Annotated in this window: 17 protein-coding genes; 6 read left to right on the top strand and 11 right to left on the bottom strand. The window is 32.8% G+C overall.

The genetic code is table 11. The annotated features are described in order from the left end of the window. Nucleotides 1–63: 63 nt before the first annotated feature. Entirely contained in the window at nucleotides 64–519 is a 456-nt protein-coding gene (locus tag Ollyesu_RS05330) for a hypothetical protein (RefSeq protein ID WP_279302766.1), read from the top strand. 69 nt (nucleotides 520–588) lie between these two features. Here the strand turns inward: Ollyesu_RS05330 and Ollyesu_RS05325 are convergent, their stop codons facing one another. Together Ollyesu_RS05325 and Ollyesu_RS05320 are read right to left on the bottom strand one after the other, a co-directional pair. Then, nucleotides 589–972, bottom strand: coding sequence for a DUF4345 domain-containing protein (locus Ollyesu_RS05325; protein WP_279302765.1), 384 nt, complete (start codon nucleotides 970–972; stop codon nucleotides 589–591). A gap of 75 nt (nucleotides 973–1,047) precedes the next feature. After that, nucleotides 1,048–2,274, bottom strand: a complete 1,227-nt coding sequence (locus Ollyesu_RS05320; RefSeq protein ID WP_279302764.1) for a M28 family peptidase — start codon at nucleotides 2,272–2,274, stop codon at nucleotides 1,048–1,050. A gap of 59 nt (nucleotides 2,275–2,333) precedes the next feature. Between Ollyesu_RS05320 and Ollyesu_RS05315 the strand changes: the two genes are divergently transcribed. Continuing rightward, on the top strand, nucleotides 2,334–3,443 hold the full coding sequence (locus tag Ollyesu_RS05315; RefSeq protein WP_279302763.1) for a hypothetical protein: 1,110 nt from the start codon (nucleotides 2,334–2,336) through the stop codon (nucleotides 3,441–3,443). Between the two features lie 326 nt (nucleotides 3,444–3,769). Here the strand turns inward: Ollyesu_RS05315 and Ollyesu_RS05310 are convergent, their stop codons facing one another. Next, nucleotides 3,770–6,175, bottom strand: coding sequence for an outer membrane beta-barrel family protein (locus Ollyesu_RS05310; protein ID WP_279302762.1), 2,406 nt, complete (start codon nucleotides 6,173–6,175; stop codon nucleotides 3,770–3,772). 157 nt (nucleotides 6,176–6,332) lie between these two features. Between Ollyesu_RS05310 and lepA the strand changes: the two genes are divergently transcribed. Beyond that, entirely contained in the window at nucleotides 6,333–8,129 is a 1,797-nt protein-coding gene (gene lepA, locus Ollyesu_RS05305; protein ID WP_279302761.1) for a translation elongation factor 4, read from the top strand. Between the two features lie 32 nt (nucleotides 8,130–8,161). On the opposite strand, the gene Ollyesu_RS05300 is transcribed toward lepA, so the two are convergent. After that, the gene (locus tag Ollyesu_RS05300) at nucleotides 8,162–10,006 is read right to left on the bottom strand and encodes a sodium:proton antiporter (RefSeq protein ID WP_279302760.1); all 1,845 of its coding nucleotides are present in this window, start codon (nucleotides 10,004–10,006) and stop codon (nucleotides 8,162–8,164) included. A 211-nt stretch (nucleotides 10,007–10,217) separates the two neighbouring features. On the opposite strand from Ollyesu_RS05300, the gene Ollyesu_RS05295 reads away from it, so the two are divergent. From Ollyesu_RS05295 to Ollyesu_RS05285, 3 genes are all read left to right on the top strand, one after another. Continuing rightward, entirely contained in the window at nucleotides 10,218–11,081 is an 864-nt protein-coding gene (locus tag Ollyesu_RS05295) for an MBL fold metallo-hydrolase (RefSeq protein WP_279302759.1), read from the top strand. 20 nt (nucleotides 11,082–11,101) lie between these two features. Continuing rightward, nucleotides 11,102–12,718: a S8 family peptidase gene (locus Ollyesu_RS05290; RefSeq protein WP_279302758.1), complete on the top strand. Its 1,617-nt coding sequence runs from the start codon at nucleotides 11,102–11,104 to the stop codon at nucleotides 12,716–12,718. A gap of 77 nt (nucleotides 12,719–12,795) precedes the next feature. Further along, on the top strand, nucleotides 12,796–14,616 hold the full coding sequence (locus Ollyesu_RS05285; protein ID WP_279302757.1) for a M1 family metallopeptidase: 1,821 nt from the start codon (nucleotides 12,796–12,798) through the stop codon (nucleotides 14,614–14,616). Between the two features lie 30 nt (nucleotides 14,617–14,646). On the opposite strand, the gene Ollyesu_RS05280 is transcribed toward Ollyesu_RS05285, so the two are convergent. The 7 genes from Ollyesu_RS05280 to Ollyesu_RS05250 form a co-directional block, all read right to left on the bottom strand. After that, nucleotides 14,647–15,858, bottom strand: a complete 1,212-nt coding sequence (locus Ollyesu_RS05280; protein ID WP_279302756.1) for a succinylglutamate desuccinylase/aspartoacylase family protein — start codon at nucleotides 15,856–15,858, stop codon at nucleotides 14,647–14,649. A 5-nt stretch (nucleotides 15,859–15,863) separates the two neighbouring features. Continuing rightward, nucleotides 15,864–17,714, bottom strand: coding sequence for a CBS domain-containing protein (locus tag Ollyesu_RS05275; protein ID WP_279302755.1), 1,851 nt, complete (start codon nucleotides 17,712–17,714; stop codon nucleotides 15,864–15,866). Between the two features lie 78 nt (nucleotides 17,715–17,792). Next, on the bottom strand, nucleotides 17,793–18,395 hold the full coding sequence (locus Ollyesu_RS05270; RefSeq protein WP_279302754.1) for a hypothetical protein: 603 nt from the start codon (nucleotides 18,393–18,395) through the stop codon (nucleotides 17,793–17,795). 186 nt (nucleotides 18,396–18,581) lie between these two features. Further along, nucleotides 18,582–19,010: a phage holin family protein gene (locus Ollyesu_RS05265; RefSeq protein ID WP_279302753.1), complete on the bottom strand. Its 429-nt coding sequence runs from the start codon at nucleotides 19,008–19,010 to the stop codon at nucleotides 18,582–18,584. 147 nt (nucleotides 19,011–19,157) lie between these two features. Beyond that, nucleotides 19,158–19,592, bottom strand: coding sequence for a TIGR02594 family protein (locus Ollyesu_RS05260; protein WP_279302752.1), 435 nt, complete (start codon nucleotides 19,590–19,592; stop codon nucleotides 19,158–19,160). A 465-nt stretch (nucleotides 19,593–20,057) separates the two neighbouring features. Further along, entirely contained in the window at nucleotides 20,058–20,387 is a 330-nt protein-coding gene (locus tag Ollyesu_RS05255) for a hypothetical protein (protein WP_279302751.1), read from the bottom strand. 11 nt (nucleotides 20,388–20,398) lie between these two features. Further along, nucleotides 20,399–22,660: a hypothetical protein gene (locus Ollyesu_RS05250; RefSeq protein WP_279302750.1), complete on the bottom strand. Its 2,262-nt coding sequence runs from the start codon at nucleotides 22,658–22,660 to the stop codon at nucleotides 20,399–20,401. Between the last annotated feature and the right edge of the window lie 161 nt (nucleotides 22,661–22,821).

Genomic DNA, 22,821 nt, shown 5'->3' with positions numbered 1-22,821 from the left:
CAATTTTGATGCAAAATTAAGGTTTTTTAGGTAATTGTTAACGAAAGATATATTTTAGTGTTTATGAAGAAAATTTTTACCGTTATAACTTTATTAATAGTTTTTGGGTGTAACACACAAAAAAGCGGGTTTAAGTTAAAAACTATAAGTAATAATCATTTTAATATTCAATATCCTAATTCGTGGGTGGAGTTTGGAAGTTTCGGACATTTTTATTTAACGCCAAAAGCTATAAGAAAGTTAAATAACAGAGATGAATTAAATCATATTTCTGTTACTTTAAATGAAATTTATGCTGAAAAATTTACTGGTATAGATAGTACCTTAAAAGCACATGGTAGTACTCTAAGAAATGTAGAGCTGCATAAAGAATATAAGCTTTTATTGATGCCAGATGATTCAAAATACATATATAAAATAGAATCGGAAATAACCTACAAATCTGTTAAAGGAAAATATAAAAGAATTGAGTTTTTTATACAAAAAACACAAGACTTGATTACATATTATTTCAAATGAGAGAAGACCTATTTGATAAATATATTAATGAAGCGATGCTAATAATTAATTCTTTTGAACCTAAATAATTTATTCCTTTTTATTAATTACCCAAAGCCCATAAAAACCTAAAAATAATTCAGCAAAAGTTCCAAATTTATAACCAAAAGTAGGTACTCCATCTAACACTAAGCTTAATAGTCTTCCAAAACCTAAGCCTAGCATAAAAATCATATTGGTGATTAATGCTATTTTAAGATAATTAGCTTTAAAAATTCCTAACACCCATAACACAGAAACCCCTAAATATAAACCCATAATGGCTTTAAAAAAATTATGCTCGTCTATAGTGTTTAAATGAATATCGAACTGAGAGCTTGGGTTAAAACCATAAACCAAAGACACTGGCACTACTATACATACAGAGATTACTAAATGTATTTTGTTGATGATGTCATTGTTTGTTATTTTCATTTTAGGTTTTAATGATGCTTCGACAAGCTCAGCAAGACAAGTGAATTTTTAATTGACTTTATATAGTTTTTGATTTTAAAACGTAATATCAGCCTCAACCAAATCATCACCTCGTTTTACAACGACTTTTGTGGATTGTCCTTTTTCAAAAGTAGATAAAGCCATCATATAGGACATCATATCTGTGACTTCAACATCACCTAATTTTACTACAATATCGCCTTTTTGTAATCCTGCTTTTTGTGCTGATTTATCTTCACTAATTCCATCAATTCGCATGCCTTTTCCATCAAACATATAATCTGGTATTACACCTAAAACAACCTTAAACCTTGGTGCATCTTCGCTTTCGTTTTTTGTTTTTCTAAACGGTAATTTTCCGTTATTATCAAGGTCTGTTATTATATTAAAAATGTAATTAGAAATCACTTGCATTCCATTAAAATGTAAACGCTCTGTATCGTCTGTTGGCTTATGATAATCTTCATGCTGTCCTGTAAAAAAGTGTAATACTGGAATATCTACATTATAAAAACTAGTGTGATCACTTGGTCCAACACCAGATTCCTTTTGTACTAATTTAAAACGGTTATTGTGCGCTTTTAAGGTCTGTTTAAATATTGGAGAAGTTCCAACACCATAAACTGCCAAAGTGCTATCGGCTTTTAAACGACCAACCATATCCATATTAATCATATAATTGGCTTTATCGTTACTTATTGTTGGGTTTTTAGTGTAGTAATTAGAGCCTAGTAAACCCATTTCTTCACCTGAAAAAGTGATGAATAAATAGTTGTTATTAATATTTTTATCCTGTAGCTTTTTAGCTAAGTTTAAAAGCACAGCTACACCACTTGCATTATCATCTGCTCCATTGTGGATTTGTGTACTGTCGCCTCTATACAAACTCCCTTCTGCGCCATAGCCTAGATGGTCGTAATGTGCTCCAATAATAACCGTGTGTTCTGCTTTATTGTCTATAAACCCAATAACATTTGTTGCAGTAATCGTGCTATCACCATCTTTAACTGTGTAGTTTACTTCTTGATGTGGATCTGTTTTTGGTTTAAAAGAAAACCTCTGAAAATAACCCTCTGTCCCTTTGGGTTGTAAACCTAAGCTTTTAAAGCGGTCTGCAATATAGTTTGCAGCTTTTTGCTCGCCTTCTGTACCTGTTTGACGACCTTCTAACGCATCATCTGCTAAAAATTCTACGTCCTCTTGAATGGTAATGTCTTTTAAAACTTCTTTTTTACAAGACGTAAAAACGATTAAAAAAGCTAGGAGTTTTAGGTATTTCATATTAAGAAGTATTAATTTTGTATAAAATTAGGCAAATAAAGCCATTTATTAAAGTTATTATGAAGACTAAATTTTTCGGATTACTACTAATTACTGTTTTGTTTTTTTCTTGTAAAGAAGACAAACAAACCAACTCTAAAGACGACTCTAAAACAGAGATAAAAACAACAGATAATCCATTAATTTATCCTGAAGAAAAACACTTTAAAAGTTTACGTCAAGTGACATTTGGTGGTGATAACGCAGAAGCGTATTGGAGTTTTGATGACAAGCAAATTGTGTTTCAATCTAATTATGACAAATGGAATGTAAGCTGTGACCAAATGTTTTTAATGAATGCAGACGAGACGTTTAAAGACAACATGCCTCCAATGATTAGTACAGGAAAAGGTCGTACAACCTGCTCTTACTTTTTACCAGATAACAAACATATTATTTATGCTTCGACGCATTTAGGTGACGTAAACTGTCCAGACACACCTTTACGTAAAAACGGAAAATACATTTGGCCAGTTTATGATACCTTTGACATTTTTGTAGCCGATTTAGAGGGAAATATAGTTAAACAATTAACCAATGAACCTGGTTATGATGCAGAACCAACAGTCTCGCCAAAAGGTGATAAGATTGTGTTTACCTCAACCAGAAGTGGTGATTTAGAATTATACACAATGAATCTAGATGGTACAGATGTCAAGCAAATTACAGATGAATTAGGTTATGATGGAGGTGCTTTTTTCTCGCCTGACGGAACAAAAATAATCTTCCGTTCGTCTCGTCCAAAAACAGAACAAGAGATTAAAGAATACAAAGATTTATTAGCTGAAGGTTTAGTAGAACCTACAGATATGGAGCTTTACATTTGTAATGCAAATGGTAGTGATTTACGTCAGTTAACCGATTTAGGTAATGCTAATTGGAGTCCGTTTTTTCATCCTTCTGGAGAAAAAATATTATTCTCGTCTAACTTTGAGGCAGAACGTGGTTTTCCGTTTAATTTATACTTAATCGATATTGATGGTAAAAATTTAGAACGCGTCACACATAGTGAAACATTTGATGCCTTTCCGGTGTTTTCTAACGATGGTAAAAAGCTAGCGTTTTCTTCAAACCGTAATAATGGTGGTGGACGTGATACTAATTTGTTTATTGCTGAGTGGGTGGATTAGTTCAATCTAAAATGAAGTTTATACTAATAACAATATTAATAGGAATACTCTATGTTTTCATTATAGGTTACGTTGACTTCCAAATTATTTCTCCTTTTTTATTACCTAAAGATTATTGTTATTATCACACTCATGAAATTCCATTATGGGTTGATTTACTTTATATGAATAAAGTTTCAAATGGTCATCCTGATGGATCACTTATTCATTTAATATTAATTGTTGTTTTGGGATTTGTGTTAAGTTATTTCACAACTAAATACTTAAAAAAGAAACTGTTGTTTTAATTTAAATAAAAAAAATCTAAATACCTGCCTACAAATTAATTAGTCTTCCAAACGTTCACGCTCTTTTAGTTCTTTAGTACGCTCGTTAGTTTCTAAAGTAGTGTTTCCAAACTTATAGCTAAAGCCTAATTTGACATAACGGTTGTCCAAGTTGGTAAAGTTTCGGCTGTTTTGATTTGCGTATTTTGAGCGTACTGCAAAGTCTTGCTGATTAAATAAATCAGCAAATGCTAAGGATATGGTTCCTTTCTTTTTAAATACTTTTTTACTAAATGATAAATCAGAAATCAAACGTGTATCGACAATTTGAAAGCCTTGTTGGTTTTTACTAACATAAGTTAGCGTGAAGTTGGCTGTCAAGCTATTATCTTTTAAAAACGAAAAATCATTACTTAATACAGAATAGTTGCTCCACTGATCTAGTTTAATTAATTGATTATTAAAAAAGGCTTCATCTTCTATATTGTAAAACGAGGTTACAAAATAAACAGACCAGTTCTCTAACATGTCAAAATAAGTGATAAAGTCAAACCCAAATTCTATAGTGCTTCCAATGTTAGTAGGAGAATATATTAGCACATTATTTATGTTGTCTTGTAAAGGCAGCTCGTTTATTTGGTTGGAGATATCTTTATAATAAGCTTCAATGGTGTAGCGCTGATTTATTTCTGTACCTATAACAAAATGATTGGTAAATGACGGTTGTAAATTGGGATTTCCTGTCACTATTGTGTTGTCGTTTAAAAAGAAATTAAACGGATTCAAATCTTGATAATTTGGACGTTCAATAATTCGTTTATAGTTAGTATATAAACTAGTATTATCAAACGCTTGCCAACTTAAGTTAATAGTTGGAAACCATTCTAGATAATCTTGCTTTGTATTAAGGTTTGTAGTTGGTGACTGTCCTTCAATATCTGTGTATTCTGCTCTTAATCCACCCGAAAAACGCCACTTATCCCAACTTTTATTGTAGCTAAGGTAACTTGCAAAAATGGATTCGTTATAATTAAAAGCGTTAGTATTTGCTGTGTTTAGAGTTTGATTTCCTGTGGTTTGATTGATGTCAAACTGCGTAATATCACTATCTGTGTTAACATTAGAAGTTTTAACACCAAACAACACATTGGCGGTTTCACTAGTTGCTACTTCGTAATCTAATTGTGAAGTTAAAATATCTGTGGTTTGATTATTTTTTGTATTAAATGCGGTACTAAAATTTGAGGAGCTAATTGGGAAAAAATAATCAGAATTAACATGTTGCTTTCTGTTATAATCGTACTTGGTAAAATGGGTATTTATTAACAGTTTAGCTCCATTTTTAAAAATGAGCTTGTAATCTAAATCCGTTCCTAAATTATATTTATCGTCTTGCGAATAGTTAGTGGCATTAAAACGGTAATCATCTGGACCTTGCAGGTCGTCTACATTGGTTGCTCCTTTTGTGAGATAGTCAAAATAAGGTAAGTACAATATAGTTGATGATAGGCTTAAGGTGTTATTATCATTAATAAAATAGTCAAAATTAAGGTTAGCATTGTGGGTTTTAGAGGTTGTATTTCTGTTTATATCTGTGGTCCATCGCTCTGATATAAGACTATTATTTAGATAATTAATTTCTTCGTCATTATCTCTATTAATTTTACTATGATTATAGCTATAATTAAGATTAACGTTTATTTTTTTTGTTTTATAAAACTGGCTTATTCCAGCATTATATCTAGGAAAAACACCTTGTGTATAATTGCTAAAAACCGTACCTCTGTAACCTGTTATCAGGTTTTTACTCATCACAATATTTAATACGACACCGCTATCTGCATCATATTTAGCAGGTGGATTGGTAATCACTTCAATTTTTTGAATACTATTTGCTGAAGAATTTGATAGCAATTGATTTAACTCGGTAGCAGATAATTGTACTTTTCTGTCATTAATAAATACGGTTGGCGAGCTGTTTTTAACCGAAATAACATCTCCCAGAATTAAAACACCAGGTGTGCTGCGTAATACATCAAGCATGCTTCCTTCGCTTAGAGAAGTGTTAGCAACATTAAAAATTAGTCGGTCTACTTCTTTTTTTAATGTTGGTTTTTTGGCAGTAATTAATACCTCATCTAAGTTTTCACTGTTTTCAATAAGTACTAACGTGAGATTGGTATTTTTATCCAAATTAAACTCTTGGTCTACTGTTTTGTATCCTATGTAGCTTGCTGTAATTCGGTATTTACCAGTGTATAATTCATCAAAAATAAATGATCCATCTTCATTAGAGGACACTCCTTTTGTAATAGAAATACCTTCTGGAGTTAACTTGTATAATACAATATTGGTAAAGGCAACAGGTTGATTATTTCCATCTACAATTTTTCCAGAAACTGTTAAGTCTTGACCAAAACTTAAAGTATAAGTACATAGAAAAAATAAGTAGAAAAATTGCTTCATTAATGATAACTTGGGTGTGCAATATAGCAATAGTTTTACACTTTTTGTTGTGGATAAAACCATAAATTTAGTGATGTTTCAATTCCTAATAAAAAAGAAAAAAAGCCCAATAAATACTTTATATTTGCAGCATCTTTATTTATGAAGAGATTTGACTATGAAGAACATAAGAAACTTTTGCATTATTGCACATATTGATCACGGAAAAAGCACGCTTGCAGACCGCTTATTGGATACTACAGGATCTGTAACAGCTCGTGAAAAGCAAAATCAACTTTTAGATAACATGGATTTAGAGCGCGAACGTGGTATTACTATCAAGTCGCATGCTATCCAAATGGATTATATTTATGAAGGTGAAGATTATATCTTAAATTTAATTGATACACCTGGACACGTAGATTTTTCATACGAAGTATCTAGATCAATTGCTGCTTGCGAAGGTGCTTTACTAATTGTAGATGCTGCACAGAGCATTCAAGCGCAAACCATATCTAACTTATACTTAGCGCTTGAAAATGATTTAGAAATCATTCCTGTATTAAATAAAGTAGATTTACCAAGTGCAAATCCAGAAGAAGTAACCGATGATATCGTTGATTTATTAGGCTGTGATCCAAGTGAAGTGATTCATGCTAGTGGAAAAACAGGATTTGGCGCAGAAGATATTTTAAAAGCTATTATTGAGCGTATTCCTGCACCAAAAGGAGATCCAAACGCACCATTACAGGCATTGATTTTTGATTCGGTTTATAATACCTTTAGAGGAATTGAAACCTATTTTAGAGTCTTTAATGGTGAAATCAAAAAAGGGCAACACATTAAATTTGTTGCAACCAATAAAGATTATCATGCAGATGAAGTTGGAACATTAAAGTTAACGCAAGTCGCTAAGCAAAGTGTAAAAACTGGCGATGTAGGCTATTTAATTACAGGAATTAAAACTGCAAAAGAAGTAAAAGTAGGAGATACCATAACAGATTTTGAAAATCCAACAACCAATATTGTCGAAGGATTTGAAGACGTTAAACCAATGGTTTTTGCAGGAATATATCCTGTAGATACAGAGGATTATGAAGAGTTAAGAAACAGTATGGAAAAGCTACAACTTAACGATGCCTCTTTGGTCTTTCAGCCAGAAAGCTCGGCAGCTTTAGGTTTTGGTTTTAGATGTGGATTTTTAGGGATGTTACACATGGAAATTATTCAAGAGCGTCTTGAAAGAGAGTTTGATATGACCGTAATTACAACTGTACCTAACGTATCCTATCATGCTTTTACCAATAAAAATCCTGACGATGCTTTTATTGTTAATAACCCAAGTGACTTACCAGATCCTTCTACAGTCAATCGCGTGGAAGAACCTTTTATAAAGGCTACAATTATTACTAAATCAGACTTTGTGGGTAATGTGATGAGCTTGTGTATTGAAAAACGTGGTATGATTACCAATCAAACCTACTTAACACCAGAACGTGTTGAGTTAACGTTTGAAATGCCTTTAGCAGAAATTGTTTTTGATTTTTATGACAGATTAAAAACCGTGTCTAAAGGATATGCGTCGTTTGACTACCATCCAATAGGCATGAAAGTCTCAAAATTAGTGCGTTTAGATGTTTTATTAAACGCACAACCTGTGGATGCATTGTCTGCGTTAATACATGCCGATAATGCCCATAACATTGGTAAAAAGATGTGTGAGAAGTTAAAAGAGTTAATTCCGCGTCAGCAATTTGATATTCCAATTCAAGCGGCAATTGGTGCAAAAATTATAGCAAGAGAAACCGTAAAAGCCTTACGTAAAGATGTAACTGCTAAATGTTATGGTGGAGATATATCGCGTAAACGTAAGCTATTAGAAAAGCAGAAAAAAGGTAAAAAACGTATGAGACAAGTTGGTAATGTAGAAATACCACAACAAGCGTTTATGGCTGTTTTAAAGCTAAATGATTAATAAAAAAAGCGTTGAAAATTTCAACGCTTTTTTTATACCGTTTCTACATGTTCAACATCCAAAGGTTTACCTAAATACACTAACGCATAACCTTCTTCTACATCTTGAATTTCCGTGTTGTTAGACGGAATAATATGTAACTCTCCTTCATCATCTTTAATAAATAAAGGCACTATATCTTTGTCTTCATTTGTAATTTTAATCAAGTCGTCTAAATGAGCTTTGTCTATAATTTCTATTTCTTGAATACTTGGAAAACTTCTAGTTACATCAGATAAAGTATTATAGTCATCTGTGTGAGAAAATAGTCCTTCAAGAGGGGATTTGGTTTCATCACGCATTTCTTCAGAAGACACTAATCTAAATGAGCCATTCTCTCCAAATTGTTTTGAAAATTTACTAATGGCATATTTGTTAATGTCTGTGTTACCTGTAAGCGCCATTAAGTAACCAACATCGTTAAGCTCGATATCGTCTAATAGATTATCAGAATAAATGTTTGTGTTTAAAGCTTCTAAACCTAACTCTTTAGCCTTATTAATATTGTTTTGGTTACTGTCAATAAGCACGACATGTCTTCCGTTAGACACTAAATAATGTCCAATTAATCGCGATACTTTTGAGGCACCAATAATTAAAATTCCGTTAGATTGTTTTAAAAAGACACCTACTAATTTTGCAAATAGTCTTGCGGTTGTCGCATTTAACAGGACTGTTCCTAATACAATTACAAATACTAATGGTGTGATATACTCTGCTCCTGGCACACCTTTGCTTGCTAATTTTAATCCAAAAAGAGATGCAATACCTGCAGCTACAATACCTCTTGGTCCAACCCAACTAATAAACAATTTTTCTTTTAACTTTAATTTAGATCCAATTGTACTTAGAAATACACCTAATGGTCTGATTAAGAATACAACTGAGGCAAATAAGGCTGCGGTTTTCCAATTATAAATTAATAATAGCTCACTAAAGTTAATATTGGCAGCTAAAAGAATAAATAATATTGAAATTAATAACACACTAAGGGACTCTTTAAAGTACAATAGTTCTTTTAAATAAGCCGATTTAGAGTTTCCTAAAACCATTCCCATAACAACTACAGCTAGTAAACCAGATTCGTGCGCAAATGCATCTGACAATACAAATACACCAAGCACAGCAGCTAACGCAAACACATTTAAAAGGTAATGAGGCACCCATTTTTTATTGATAATAAAATTCATAGCGTGTGCAAAAGTAAATCCGAAAGTAGCTCCGAATAAGACAATTTTTCCAAATTCTATTAGGGCTGTTTTTGTGAATTCTCCACCAGCATCAACACTAATAAATTCAAACACTAGTACTGCGACTAAAGCACCTATAGGGTCTATTAAAATACCTTCCCATTTAAGGACTGCAGACACATCTTTTTTTAGTGGAATATTTCTTAAAATTGGTGTAATTACTGTCGGTCCAGTTACAATGATTAGACCAGAAAATAAAAATGAAATCTCCCAACTTAAATTAAAAATATAATGTGCAGCAATACCAGCTCCAAAAAAAGTGACTAGTGAACCAAGAGATATTAACTTAGTAATAACAGGTCCTACATTTTTAATTTCACTCATTTTTAGGGTTAAACCACCTTCAAATAAAATGATACTTATGGCTAATGACACAAAATAAAATAAGCTTTCGCCAGGAAATAAACCCTCCTCTCCATTCCAAATTGGCTCTATCCATTTGGTACGATCTTCACTTAAAAACTCTGCTGCAATAGGACCTACCAATAATCCAATTAGTATTAAAGGCAAAATGGCTGGAATTTTAAATTTCCAAGCTACCCATTGTGCTAATATTCCTAAAATAATAATTCCTGCTAATTCTAACATACACTTTTAGTTTTTGTGAAATTACTAATTCTTTCAAATTTTTCGAGCAATTTGAAAATTTTTTAATTAATCTATAATGTAATTGTCTGATAAAAAAGCACCTTTTTAATTAGAAACGTTACTAAGTTTAGTATTAATAAAATGCTAAAGTAACTTGCCTTATGACATTATTTAGTAATTTGCAAGGTCTTTAAACACGCAACTATATTCAATGACACTTTACCCTATTCAAGCAGGACATTTTAAATTAGATGGAGGCGCCATGTTTGGTGTAGTCCCAAAATCATTATGGAGCAGAACCAATCCTGCAGATAGTAATAATATGATAGATATTGCTGCACGTTGTTTGTTAATTGAAGACGGAAATCGTCTAACATTAATCGATACAGGAATGGGTAACAAACAAAGCGATAAGTTTTATGGTTACTACCATTTGTATGGAGATGACTCGATTGAAAAATCACTTAAAACCGCAGGATTTTCTAAAGATGATGTTACAGATGTATTTATGACGCATCTTCATTTTGACCATTGTGGTGGTAGTATTCAATATAACAAAGACAGAACGCTTTTAGAACCTGCTTTTAAAAACGCACAGTTTTGGAGCAATCAAGACCATTGGAAATGGGCAACACAACCTAACCGACGTGAAGTAGCTTCGTTTTTAAAGGAAAACATTTTACCAATGGAGGAGTCTGGTCAACTACAATTTACCAAACTTCCACATGGCGATATTTTAAAGACCTCTCAATTAGGCTTTGATATTTTTTTCGCTAATGGACATACGGACAAGCAAATGATTCCTATGATACATTACAACGATAAAATCATTTGTTTTATGGCAGATTTGTTGCCAACCGTTGGACACCTTCCAATTCCGTTTGTTATGGGTTATGATACAAGACCTTTATTAACCTTAGACGAAAAAGAAAAATTCCTCAATTTAGCAGCAGATAACAATTATTACTTATTTTTGGAACATGATGCTCATCATGAGATTATCACTGTGCAACATACAGAGAAAGGTGTACGATTAAAAGACACTTTTACTTGTCACGATATTTTTAATTCATAAACTCAAACACAATACAAACAATGAAGATTAATTATAGACCAATTGTATTATCTGCTTTTGCAGCTTTAGTACTATCAAGTTGTGGTGGTGGTGCACCAATATTATCAACTCCTATTGAAAACATTGACAACACACCTATTAAAGAATCTCCTCTAACAGAAACAGAAGCACAAAATTGGGGACATTTAGACTTAGTAAAAGACACCATTCCTGGAATGAGTGTTGATAAGGCTTACGCCGAAATTATTAAAGGTAACAAAGGACAGCAAATTATTGTTGCAGTTATCGATTCTGGAATAGATATTACCCATGAAGATTTAGATGGTGTAATTTGGACTAACCCAAAAGAAATTGCTGGAAACGGAAAAGATGATGATGGTAATGGCTATGTAGATGATATCCATGGATGGAACTTTCTAGGTGATGCCTATGACGAGCAGTTAGAGATGACACGAATTGCTGCAAGTGGAGACGCTAGTATGCCAAGATATGCTGAAGCTGTTGCACAATTAGAGCAGGATTACCAAAAAGCAATGGGTGGAAAGCAACAATACGATCAGATTTTTACACAAGTTAATAGTGCACATAATACATTAAAAGCACATTTTAATAAAGCAGATTATACACCTGCTGAAGTTAATGCGTTAACACCAACTGAAGGATCCGAATTGGCTACAGCTGTAGGAACTGCTAAGTTTATTTATGCTAACGGAATCACCTCTATGGAAGAGGCAATCGAGCAAATTAAAGGTGGTGTAGAGTATTATACAGATCAAGTAAATTATAACTTAAACAAAGACTTTAAAGGACGTACAACTGGAGATAATCCAGACGATTTTAACGATAAACCAGGTTACGGAAACAATAACGTGATGCCAGTTAAAAAATCTGAAAGTCATGGTACACACGTAGCTGGTATTATTGCAGCAGAACGCAATAATGGTTTAGGTGCTAATGGTGTGGCTAATAATGTAAAAATTATGGCTATTCGTGCAGTTCCAAATGGTGACGAGTATGACAAAGACGTTGCAAAGGCTATTAGATACGCTGTAGATAATGGGGCAAAAATCATAAATGGTAGTTTTGGTAAAAGCTTTTCTACACATCCAGAATGGGTAAGAGATGCTATTAAATACGCTAGCGATAAGGGTGTTATTTTTGTACATGCTGCTGGAAACGATAGTAAGGATGTAGACACAAAACCTAACTTCCCAGACGACAATGTTAATTTTGTAGAGGTTAGTGATACTTACATTCGTGTTGGTGCTTTAGCGCCAAGCTACGGAACAAAAATTGTTGCTGGATTTTCTAACTACGGTAAGAAAAATGTGGACGTATTTGCACCTGGAGCAAAAGTATATTCTACCACTCCAGAAAATGAATATGACACAAAGGGAGGAACTAGTATGGCTGCTCCTGCAGTAGCTGGTGTTGCTGCTTTAGTTTGGTCGCAGTACCCAAAGCTAAAAGCTTCACAAGTAAAGCAAATTATTATGGACTCTGGTTTAGCTATTCCAACTCAGGTTGTAGTTGGTGGTGATGCTGGAAACGTTCAGCCATTTGCTAATTTAAGTCAATCAGCAAAAATTGTAAATGCATATAACGCATTAGTTATGGCATCTCAAATGTCAAAATAAATGATTTTATAATTAAACAAGCCTCAACCCTATTTTAGTTGAGGCTTTTTTATTTCAACCTTAAAATAAATTTAAAAATGAAAAAACTTCTTCTTTTAGCTTCTGTTTTTAGTGTTCTAGTTGCGTGTAAGTCGACTAAACAAGTTGCTTCTGCTCCAGAAAGTAAAACGGAATCTAAATCTACCTATTGGCAACAGCAAGTAGATTATAAAATGGATATTGATATGGATGTAAACACCTATCAATATAAAGGAAAACAAACGTTGGTCTATACCAATAACTCGCCAGATGTGTTAGACAGAGTCTATTATCATTTATACTTTAACGCGTTTCAACCAGGTAGCGAGATGGATGTACGTTCTCGATCTATTGAAGATCCAGACAGACGTGTTGGCGACCGTATTAGTAAACTGGAACCAAACGAGATTGGTTATATTAAAGTCAATAGCTTAAAGCAAAATGGAAAAGCTTTAAATCATGATACTGTTGGAACTGTTTTAGAGGTGGATTTAGCTAAGCCCATCCAACCAGGAGAAAGTGTGACCTTTACTATGGATTTTGATGCGCAGGTCCCTAAACAAATCCGTCGTTCTGGACGTGATAATGCAGAAGGTGTTGCTTTATCCATGACACAATGGTATCCTAAATTAGCAGAATATGATTTTGAAGGTTGGCATGCTGACCCATACATTGGACGCGAGTTTCATGGTGTTTGGGGAGATTTTGAAGTGGCTTTAACCATTGATAAAAATTATGTAGTTGGTGGTACTGGCTACCAACAAGGTGATGCAGTAGTAAACGGAAATAAAAAAACATTACGCTTTAAAGCTCCAAAAGTACACGATTTTACTTGGGCTGCAGATCCAAATTATATTCACGACACCATGCAAGTTCCAAACGGTCCATTGCTTCATTTTTATTATAAGAATGATTTGCCTGCTGAAAACTTAGAGCATTGGAAAAATTTACAACCAAAAACGGTTGAGTTGATGCAATATTTTTCTGAAAACATTGGCAAATATCCATACGATCAATATTCAGTTATTCAAGGTGGTGATGGTGGAATGGAGTATGCGATGTGTACACTAATTACCGGAAAACGAAGCTTTGGAAGTTTATTGGGTGTTACAGCGCATGAGTTGGCACACACGTGGTTTCAGTTTTTATTAGCAACTAACGAAGCTAAACACGAGTGGATGGACGAAGGGTTTACAAGCTACATTAGTGATTATGCTATGGACTATGTGATGAAAACGAATAAAGAAAATCCTGCTGCTGGAGGTTATGGTGGTTACTACTATTTAGTAAAATCTGGTAAAGAAAAACCACAAACGACACATGCAGACCGTTTTGAAACTAATTTAGCCTATGGTATTGCTGCTTATAACAAGGGTTCTGTATTTTTATCGCAATTAGGCTATGTAATTGGTGAAGACAACTTAAAGCAAACCTTAAAACAATATTATAACGATTGGGCTTTTAAACACCCAACACCTAACGACTTTATGCGTGTAGCAGAAAAAGTATCTGGTTTAGAGTTAGATTGGTATTTAACCGATTGGACGATGACAACAAATACTATTGATTATGCTGTAACCTCAACAGAAGAAAATAATAGCATCACAACGGTTAATTTAGAGCGTAAAGGATTAATGCCAATGCCTTTAGATATAGAAGTTGAATTTACAGACGGAACCACAGAGCAATATTATATTCCGTTACAAATGATGCGTGGCGAAAAGCCAGTAGCAGCTGCAACTAAAATTTTAAACGATTGGGCTTGGGCATATCCAACCTATAGTTTTAGTATTAGTAAGCCAAAAAGCATGATAAAGTCTATTACAATAGACCCTAAACAACGTATGGCAGATATCGATAAAACGAATAATACGTTATAGTTATTTTATTTTAAAATGAAATTAAAAACCTCATCTTTTCGATGAGGTTTTTTTATACCATGTTTCGTTTTTATAACTCTCCGTTTTTGAAACACGTTCTCGATTATAAAGCAACAGATAATTGTCACTTATTTTTTTACTTCTATAACCAAGTAAATGAAAAATGGAGGTAGCTAAAAACTTAGCAATTTTTAAATTCACTTTTAAAACCTCTTTGCTTTTATCTTGCCAAGTCACGCCAGGAAGTAACACCAATACACCATCTATTTTTAAGTGACGTAGTACTGCTGATAATTTTAGAAAAAACGGTTGTATGGTTTTAATAATAAAAAAACCTTCTTCGCCTTGCGCTTGATATAAAGGCATAAATAGTCTGGCATTATGTTTTGAAATAACACTTTGATTATTAGAGGTGGCTAATACTGTGCCTTTTTTGATAGGCTGAAAACTTGTAAAGTTAGGTTTCATTGTAAAAGCCTCATCTTTTTTAATATGATGTAAACACACGACTTCAAAAACATCTGAAATGCCTTTAGATTGACTGACTAACTGACCGAATTGTTTATCAAAATCTGGTATATTTTCTTGCTTTAAAATACCAGAAAACACTAAGCTTAATTTAATAAAAGCTATTGCATTTAAAACCGCATCTTTATCGTTATGTTGACCAGATTCAAAACCTAAAGAGACATAGCCTAATTGATTGATATAACTTAGTAATGGTCCATTAAGATATTCTTCAATACCTAATACAATAGGTACTGGAAATTGCTTGGAAAATTTTCGGTTGATTAATGCATCGTTTATGGTTATAAAGGGTAAAGTTTTGCTAGATGTGGTGTGTAAGTCTATAAAGTAAAATGGTCCAGAATGTTGACAAATAATGTTTTCTAATAGTTGAAGGAGTTGCTGCTGTTCTTCCTCCTCTGCATTGTAATTAATCTTAAGCTGAAGCGCTTCCAGTTGTGGTTTAGTCCAAACTCTATTTAAATCTTCATCTAAAAAACGCTGGTTTATATTCAACGCTTTTAAATTCCCAGAAATGGCATAAATAGTTCCTTTTAAACCTTGAAGATTAGTATCATTAAGCGTGTCTTTCAATGCAAAAACACCTGCTGTTTCGTTACCATGTATGCCTGCAAAAAACACCAATGTTGGTCCTTGTTTTATGGGTTGGCTTTGATAGATGATTCGGTCAACCATCCTCTTTTTATGTAGGGCTTTACTGTATACTTCTATCATACAGACTATAGGTCTTTAGACGTGATTATACCAACCAAATGATTGCCTTTAACAACAGGAAGACAATTAATATCATGTGTTTTTAATAAGGCTTTCGCCTCATCTAATGATTTATCATCTGTTATGGTAATCAAGTCGGTTTTCATATAGTTTTGCACACATTTAGTACTTTCTTCTATATCTTTTATGTGGTTTTTTACATCGTTCCAACTTAATAATCCTACCAATTCTTTATTGTTATTTATTACTGGCATATGGTGGATGTTTTTCCATTGCATGATATTAATAACCAATTCTAAACTATCTTTTTTATCTACAGTAAATATATCTGTACTCATCACGTGACGTACCTTTTTAGGAATCTGAAACGTCGTGGTTGCATTGCTATCTAAAACTTCCCAAGAGGATACAGGATAGTCGTGCTCTTGCTTTAAATACATATTTGCGGTTAAGACTTGCAAAGCTTCGTTTGGTTTTTTGTTGGTTAACAGATTGCGGTAGCTTTTAATCACCCAATCGGATCCGTTATGATTATTCACTCGGTTTTCTATTACGGTTAGATATTTTTCGACATCTTTTGGAGCAATGCCAACACTGTATAATCCTCTGTAAGCCATAGGTAGTAATACATCTAAAATTAAATCTTTGCTAGACACGGTTTTGTTGTCCCATTTAAATTGGGTTTGCATTCCATAACGTGCTGCTGCAAAAAAATTGGTTTTAGCGTCTTTAAAATCCATAGTTTGATGGATGGTATCGTACGCTTTTGGTCTGCCAACCATAATCCCAACCCAAAACATCATATTAGCAATCTCGTCTGTTGTGGTTGGTCCTGAGGGAATGTATCTGTTTTCTATACGAAGATGTGGTTTTCCGCCTCCAACACCATAACATACACGATTCCATCTGTAAACAGTTCCATTATGAAGGTTTAAGGCTTTTAGTTTTGGAATGGCTCCATTTTCGAGCATCTCGACACTATCTTTTTCAAATTCTGAAGTCACTAAACTTCTAAATCTAGAAATATTATCTCTATAAATATCAGTCACTGTTCCAGTTTCCCATTGGTTACCAAAGCTTACTCTGGATTGTTTTTCGTTTAGTAAAAACGAATTTGCTCTAGTATCCACACTTTGGGTAAAAAGTGCAATTCGGGTTTCGCTCCATAGTTCTTTACCGAATAGTAAAGGTGAATTTGCACACACGCTTAACACTGGTCCTGCAATTGCTTGAGACCAATTATAGCTTGCTATAAAATCGTCTGGATGAATTTGTAAATGCGCTTGAAAACTGGTGTTGCAACCTTCTAGCATTACCGAATCGTGAAGTAAATTAAGCTCGTCAACCCCTTTTATATGAATATTAAAATCTTGTTTTCTAGATGCTTTTACTGCTTCGTTTAACACATGATAACGCTGAATTGGTGTCATGTTTTCTATACCAATATGCTTAAGCGATAGGGTTGGTAAAATGCCTGTTAAGGCTATTTTGGTATCCCATTTTTCAGCTGATGCTTTAGCTTTTTCTAGTAAGGTTGTTAATTGATTATGGAGCTTGGAAAAGCAATTGTCTTTAAGCTGAAACGGATCTAGATTAATCTCTAGGTTATAATTACCAATCTCTGTGGTAAAATGGTCGTCATTAATATCTTTTAAAACGTCTAACGCATTGTTTTGAGGTAAAAAGGTGTTGTCAACCAAACAAAATTCTTGTTCTGCGCCAATGCGCAAAGGTGCTTTTTCAATCATGTTGTTTTTAATCATAATCTCTAATGCTTCTAGATCTTTAGAGAGTTGATGGATATAATTGGCTTTATCTTTTTTCTTAGTAAGTATTGTAACGTTTAAGTTTCCCATAATCAAGTGTTTAATAGTATTAAAGTTATGGGAAACTTTGGTTTTAAAATATGACTTTAGTCATAGTTGGGAGTAAGCTTATTTAAACACCCTTACACCAACACCTACATTATGTGTTGGGTTTTGTATTTGGCTTAAATTAACTCTGTAGCTTGCAAACCATTTTCCTTTACGGTTGTATTGTAAGCCTAAACTAAGGTTGTCAAGGGTTTGTGGGTTTCCACCAACTTCGCTAAACATATATAGACCACTTCTATAGGTTTTAGGATGCTCTATGGTTTTGGTAACCGTAATTTCTCTTGGTACTTTTAGTTTGTAAGACAGTTGACTGTCTAATAAGTTACCTTGCAAAAGGTTATAGCTGTAGATATCAATATCGTCATTGCTTAGCGTATCTTGATACGCTCTAGCCTCTTCAAAAAGCGACGCGCTTTCGTTTTCTGGAATAGTATCTAAAACTTGTGAGGTGTCTTTTGTATTAACGTAAACGGATTTATATTTTACCGTTTGTACTTTAAACGTATCAACTTTGGTTTGCCAAATGGTGTCTTTTGTTATGGTTACTGTTGGCTGCTCTTGCGTTTTAAAACTGCTGCATTGTTTTAAAAATAAATTACTGATGACTAATGCTAGTATCACTAGCAAGAGTAAGCGCTCTGTTTTTATTGAAAAGTTTATCATTGTTTTGTGTGTTTTATGATCAATTTTTGTGGCTTCTCGATACAATTTCTAGTACCTCGAAATCACTCGAAGTGACGTTATGTATTGTTTTTTTGAAAATAAAAGCCTGCTTCCTGTTGTTAGCAGGAAGGAATTAGGCTTTTAAAAATGGTTTAGATTCCTGCTGTCGCAGAAATGACAAGAAGATTACTTTTTAGCGTCTTTAGACGCGTTTTTGTCTTCTGTAAGTGACTCTAAGGTTTCTTTTAAAGGTGTTAACTTAATCAAGTTGATTAAGGCTTTAAAAGGGTTTACACCATAGATGTTATTAAAGTTTTCCAGAATGGATTTTATTTCGGTTATGGCTATAAAACCTGCAATAATCTTTAAAAAAGGCACTTCGTTAACGATGTGTTTTTCTAAAAAGAATGCTGCTAATATGACCAGGTTGTATATAAAAAACTTTGAAATGGTATGACCAATTCTAGAACTTCTTATAGGCACATGATTTTTTAATGAGGCGTAAGATCCTGTAATAAAATCGACCACAATTAAAAATACCATAGTGACCATGACACCATTTACAGGAGACAATAACGTTAATAACCAAAAAATGTATTTAACGATTTTGTCCATGTTATTTGTTGTTTTTATGAGGTAACTTTTATCATAATAGATTTATTAAATTGTGTTTATAACATTTTAAGATTACGCTTCGATACTTCGACTGCGCTCAGCACAGGCTATCTCAGCGTGACAAAGTCTAAACGATAATGATTACCTCTAGTTACTATTTATTTTTTTGAGTTTTTTATAGTCTAACACACGACTTTTAGGATAGGCTTTTATGCACACCATGTTGCGTTGATTGCCTCCTAGGATATATACATAAGACTTGGTTTGTTTAACAAAAAAACCAACGTGACCTTTCCAGCTTTTTGGGTTTTCTCTCCACAACACCACAATATCTCCAACACTTGGTTGATTTGTAGATTCTCCAACTGTTAGCCAGCTTCTAGCGGTTAATTTGCCAGAATACTCATAACCTGCTGTTTTGGCTACCCAATTTGCAAACGCACTGCACCAAGCAGTCTCGTCTTTAAGCTTTGAGCCATTAAAACCTATTTGATCAAAGTATTTTATAATACGTTGGTTGTCTTTTGCACCTATCACTTCTTTTACGCCATACTCAGACAGCGCTTTGCTTATTATGCTCATAGCTTTAAGTTTTAAAAAAGTTAATATGAAATTGTTATATCAAACGGAAGCTTTTTAAAATTAACGCGAAGCTAGTATTTGATAAGTTTTACACATATGTGTAATTTTTTATTTTAAGCAGACTAAATCTCGACCAAAGATTACTTTAGTCCCGACGTTTCGGGATGATTCTTAACCAGAATAGGATTAACCTAGGTTTTTGGATTTCTACTTAACACGAATTGAATGTAACAAACGGTAAACGTTGTTAGAAAAGCGAATACAAATATAAACATATTACAAACAAATAGCAAACATTTTACACAATAAATATGTTAAATTTTGTAATTTGTTTTAAATACGTAGAATGCCTAAAATACAAAAGCTACAGTTATTACACTGTAGCTTTTGGTTGTTTTGCTTACTGTTATCGTCACTCGTCACAGACGAGCGCTGATTGGAGAAAAGCTTTCTCTTTTTAAATATTTATTGCTCATTATCTGACCTCCAAATACCATCTGAAGCAGGAACCCATGTTCCAGCTTCGTATTCTTTGATATAATACTCTGTATCTCGTGCTGTACCAAATTTATAAACCAAGCCTTCTTTGTTTTCTACTAAAAATGGACCATTTCCTGCAATAGCATACTTAAAGTCTTTTGTTTCGTAATACTTCTTACTTGTATAAAAGAATATATAACCGTATGACTTTTTTAAAGTAAACTCATCCAATATCATAAATTCAATTTCAGATTTCTCATTTTTATAAGAGATATATTTATTTGCTATTTCTAATAATTCTTGTTCTGTTAACATAATAGTATAATTTAATTTGTTTTTAAATATTTAAAAGATGTGAAACCATCTTGAAGATTTGCTTTTAATCCATTTTGTCCATCTACATAAAATAATTCTCCATCTTTTTTTATAACATTAAAAACATGGCCTGTCTTTGGAAAACCTCTATCTCCATAAATAATTCCTCGGTCTCCTTCTTTCATAACTTTTTTAAGCGAAGGTAATTTATATGTTAAAAATATATCTCCAAATATATTTTCTAGTTTAGAAATGGCTTGAGCTTCAGAAGGTAGTGCCTTTATAATTTTTCCTGTCCTTAAAAAATGTTCTACTTGTTCAACGACATTAACACAATTATCCATAGAAACCCTTACTACTTTACCGTCTTTTACAAAGTGGTTAAAATGCTGCAGTGCTTCACCCAAATTGCCTAATGCCTCTTCTGGCTTTAATTTAGATAATCTTTTTGCGCTTTCAAGAAATTCATCTGCATTCTTTGCCTTACTTATTCTTAAAGTCATTCCTGCAGTTTCCTCTAAATGCTCAACAACCTCATCAATTTCTGTATCAGATAATTTTCTAGTTACATTACCATCATCAATTTTTATACCATCTAGCTCTGTTTTTAGTTTTGCTCTGTTTTTTGACGAGCCAATAATGTCATTTGCACTTTTCTTTAAGGCTACATGTAGCGCTACAGATAATTCTCCGCTTAAAGATAGCATTTCTAAATAAAATAAATACTTAGTTATTGCCCTGCCAAAAGGCGTGTCGTTTTTTCCTGCCAATTTTAATAAAGCATTACCAACACCACTTGTTACCTCTACTATTCCTGCAACTGTTTTTGTTATTTTTATGGCTTTTGTGGCTGTTTTAGTTTTGCCTATAAGTTTGTGACCTGCTTTTAATATTTTAGCTAATCTACCAACTTTTAAAATATTACCTACTCCAGAAAATGTTGTTGCAATATCTACCGCATATTCTGTTGCTGTTATAACGTTTTTCCAAAAAGCGGTTTCGTCTTCTGCGCAAAGTACAAAGACTGGCATTTTTGTAAAACCAAGATCTTTTTGAGTATTATCCTCAAAAATAAATTCCGAATTATCTGCATTTACTATAACAATAGGAGAAAATGGGTGATACTTGTAATTAAAAGTGTCTTTTATTTCTCTCTTATATGAATTTTTTAAGTGTATGGTTTCAAACAAGCCAGTACCTAGGGTTAAATCTATATCAACCTCATTAATAGACTTTTTCCAATTAATTTGAGCATTGTCTGTATGAAACCCTATAACATTCTTGGAATTATAACTTAATAGAGGAGGGCTTTTTTCTGTAATTTTAACTTTCTTGTTTTCTAAAGGATCTATTTCTGCATAGCTTGAGTCTTTCCAAGCATTATGCATAATAGTTACAAACTCTTTAAAATTCTGCCCATCTAGTCTAAATGTTATTAGACTTAATAGAGAATGTTCATCGTTAAAATATTTGAGAAAAAGTTCTAAAAACTCATCATTTGTTTTTGTTATTTTTAATAACGCTTTTATTATCTCCAAAACGACAAATTCTTCGTTAGTTCCGTTTTCATCTACAGGAATAGATAGGAGAAGAAACAAATCGTTTGTTAATTGTTCTATTCCTCTACTTTCAATAACAAATTTTGGAGCTAATCTATATATTCCATCTATTATATTAGGATGTCCATTAGCTCCTTTAAAATAAGAATTGAACGATTTTTTTATTTCTTCTTTTTTCTTATCACTATATTTTAACTTTAGGTCTTTTAATAAAACATCTAACTCGTCATAATTATCAGTTTCTATACTAATTGCATATCTATCTGGTAAAGTATCTTCAGTTTTTCTTCCATTAAAAGGAAAAAGCACACGATATCTTTGAAAACTATTATTTTCTAAAGCTATATTATAGCTATATCCAGCATTTTTCTTATTAATTATTTTATTAGATTGAGAAGAAATTAATGTTTTAAAAAAATATTCTTTTTCTCCAGATTTATAGGCTTTATCTACACTGTCATTAATAAAAATATTTTTAAGTCTGTTTTTTGAGCTAAATAATAGATAGTCTTCTAAGCTTTTATTGCTTATTGAAACGTTAGACTCTTGTCCTCCAAAAAAAGGTCTCAAAGTAAAAGGGTCTCCATTAAGGGCTTTTATTAAAACATCCCACTTAATTACTCCTGTTCTATAAATACTTTTAATCGTACTATCTGAAAACTCAAAAGGCGGTTCAAATCCCAACCGTTCTGCAAATTGAAATGTATTACTCATTGTTTTTGTTTTTAATTGTTAAACATTAGTTTAGTTTACAATTAAACACACCTTACCTGGTTTCTCTTAGGATTATTAACCTAAGAGAAATAATTGAGGTTAGCTTTTACTGATAATATCTATTATGAGATTACCGCGTCGTTGCTCTCCTCGTAATGACA

This window comes from Olleya sp. YS, from assembly GCF_029760915.1.
Taxonomy (GTDB): Bacteria; Bacteroidota; Bacteroidia; order Flavobacteriales; family Flavobacteriaceae; genus Olleya.
This window is presented reverse-complemented; position numbering and strand designations above follow the sequence as displayed.

What these genes read in the sequence shown, in the direction of transcription:
- Ollyesu_RS05330 (WP_279302766.1), top strand. Translation starts at nt 64, where the DNA reads ATGAAGAAAATTTTTACCGTTATAACTTTATTAATAGTTTTTGGGTGT.
- Ollyesu_RS05250 (WP_279302750.1), bottom strand. Translation starts at nt 22,660, where the DNA reads ATGAGTAATACATTTCAATTTGCAGAACGGTTGGGATTTGAACCGCCT.
- Ollyesu_RS05300 (WP_279302760.1), bottom strand. Translation starts at nt 10,006, where the DNA reads ATGTTAGAATTAGCAGGAATTATTATTTTAGGAATATTAGCACAATGG.
- Ollyesu_RS05325 (WP_279302765.1), bottom strand. Translation starts at nt 972, where the DNA reads ATGAAAATAACAAACAATGACATCATCAACAAAATACATTTAGTAATC.
- Ollyesu_RS05280 (WP_279302756.1), bottom strand. Translation starts at nt 15,858, where the DNA reads ATGATAGAAGTATACAGTAAAGCCCTACATAAAAAGAGGATGGTTGAC.
- Ollyesu_RS05315 (WP_279302763.1), top strand. Translation starts at nt 2,334, where the DNA reads ATGAAGACTAAATTTTTCGGATTACTACTAATTACTGTTTTGTTTTTT.
- Ollyesu_RS05295 (WP_279302759.1), top strand. Translation starts at nt 10,218, where the DNA reads ATGACACTTTACCCTATTCAAGCAGGACATTTTAAATTAGATGGAGGC.
- Ollyesu_RS05310 (WP_279302762.1), bottom strand. Translation starts at nt 6,175, where the DNA reads ATGAAGCAATTTTTCTACTTATTTTTTCTATGTACTTATACTTTAAGT.
- Ollyesu_RS05265 (WP_279302753.1), bottom strand. Translation starts at nt 19,010, where the DNA reads ATGGACAAAATCGTTAAATACATTTTTTGGTTATTAACGTTATTGTCT.
- Ollyesu_RS05260 (WP_279302752.1), bottom strand. Translation starts at nt 19,592, where the DNA reads ATGAGCATAATAAGCAAAGCGCTGTCTGAGTATGGCGTAAAAGAAGTG.
- Ollyesu_RS05285 (WP_279302757.1), top strand. Translation starts at nt 12,796, where the DNA reads ATGAAAAAACTTCTTCTTTTAGCTTCTGTTTTTAGTGTTCTAGTTGCG.
- Ollyesu_RS05270 (WP_279302754.1), bottom strand. Translation starts at nt 18,395, where the DNA reads ATGATAAACTTTTCAATAAAAACAGAGCGCTTACTCTTGCTAGTGATA.
- Ollyesu_RS05255 (WP_279302751.1), bottom strand. Translation starts at nt 20,387, where the DNA reads ATGTTAACAGAACAAGAATTATTAGAAATAGCAAATAAATATATCTCT.
- Ollyesu_RS05320 (WP_279302764.1), bottom strand. Translation starts at nt 2,274, where the DNA reads ATGAAATACCTAAAACTCCTAGCTTTTTTAATCGTTTTTACGTCTTGT.
- lepA (WP_279302761.1), top strand. Translation starts at nt 6,333, where the DNA reads ATGAAGAACATAAGAAACTTTTGCATTATTGCACATATTGATCACGGA.
- Ollyesu_RS05290 (WP_279302758.1), top strand. Translation starts at nt 11,102, where the DNA reads ATGAAGATTAATTATAGACCAATTGTATTATCTGCTTTTGCAGCTTTA.
- Ollyesu_RS05275 (WP_279302755.1), bottom strand. Translation starts at nt 17,714, where the DNA reads ATGGGAAACTTAAACGTTACAATACTTACTAAGAAAAAAGATAAAGCC.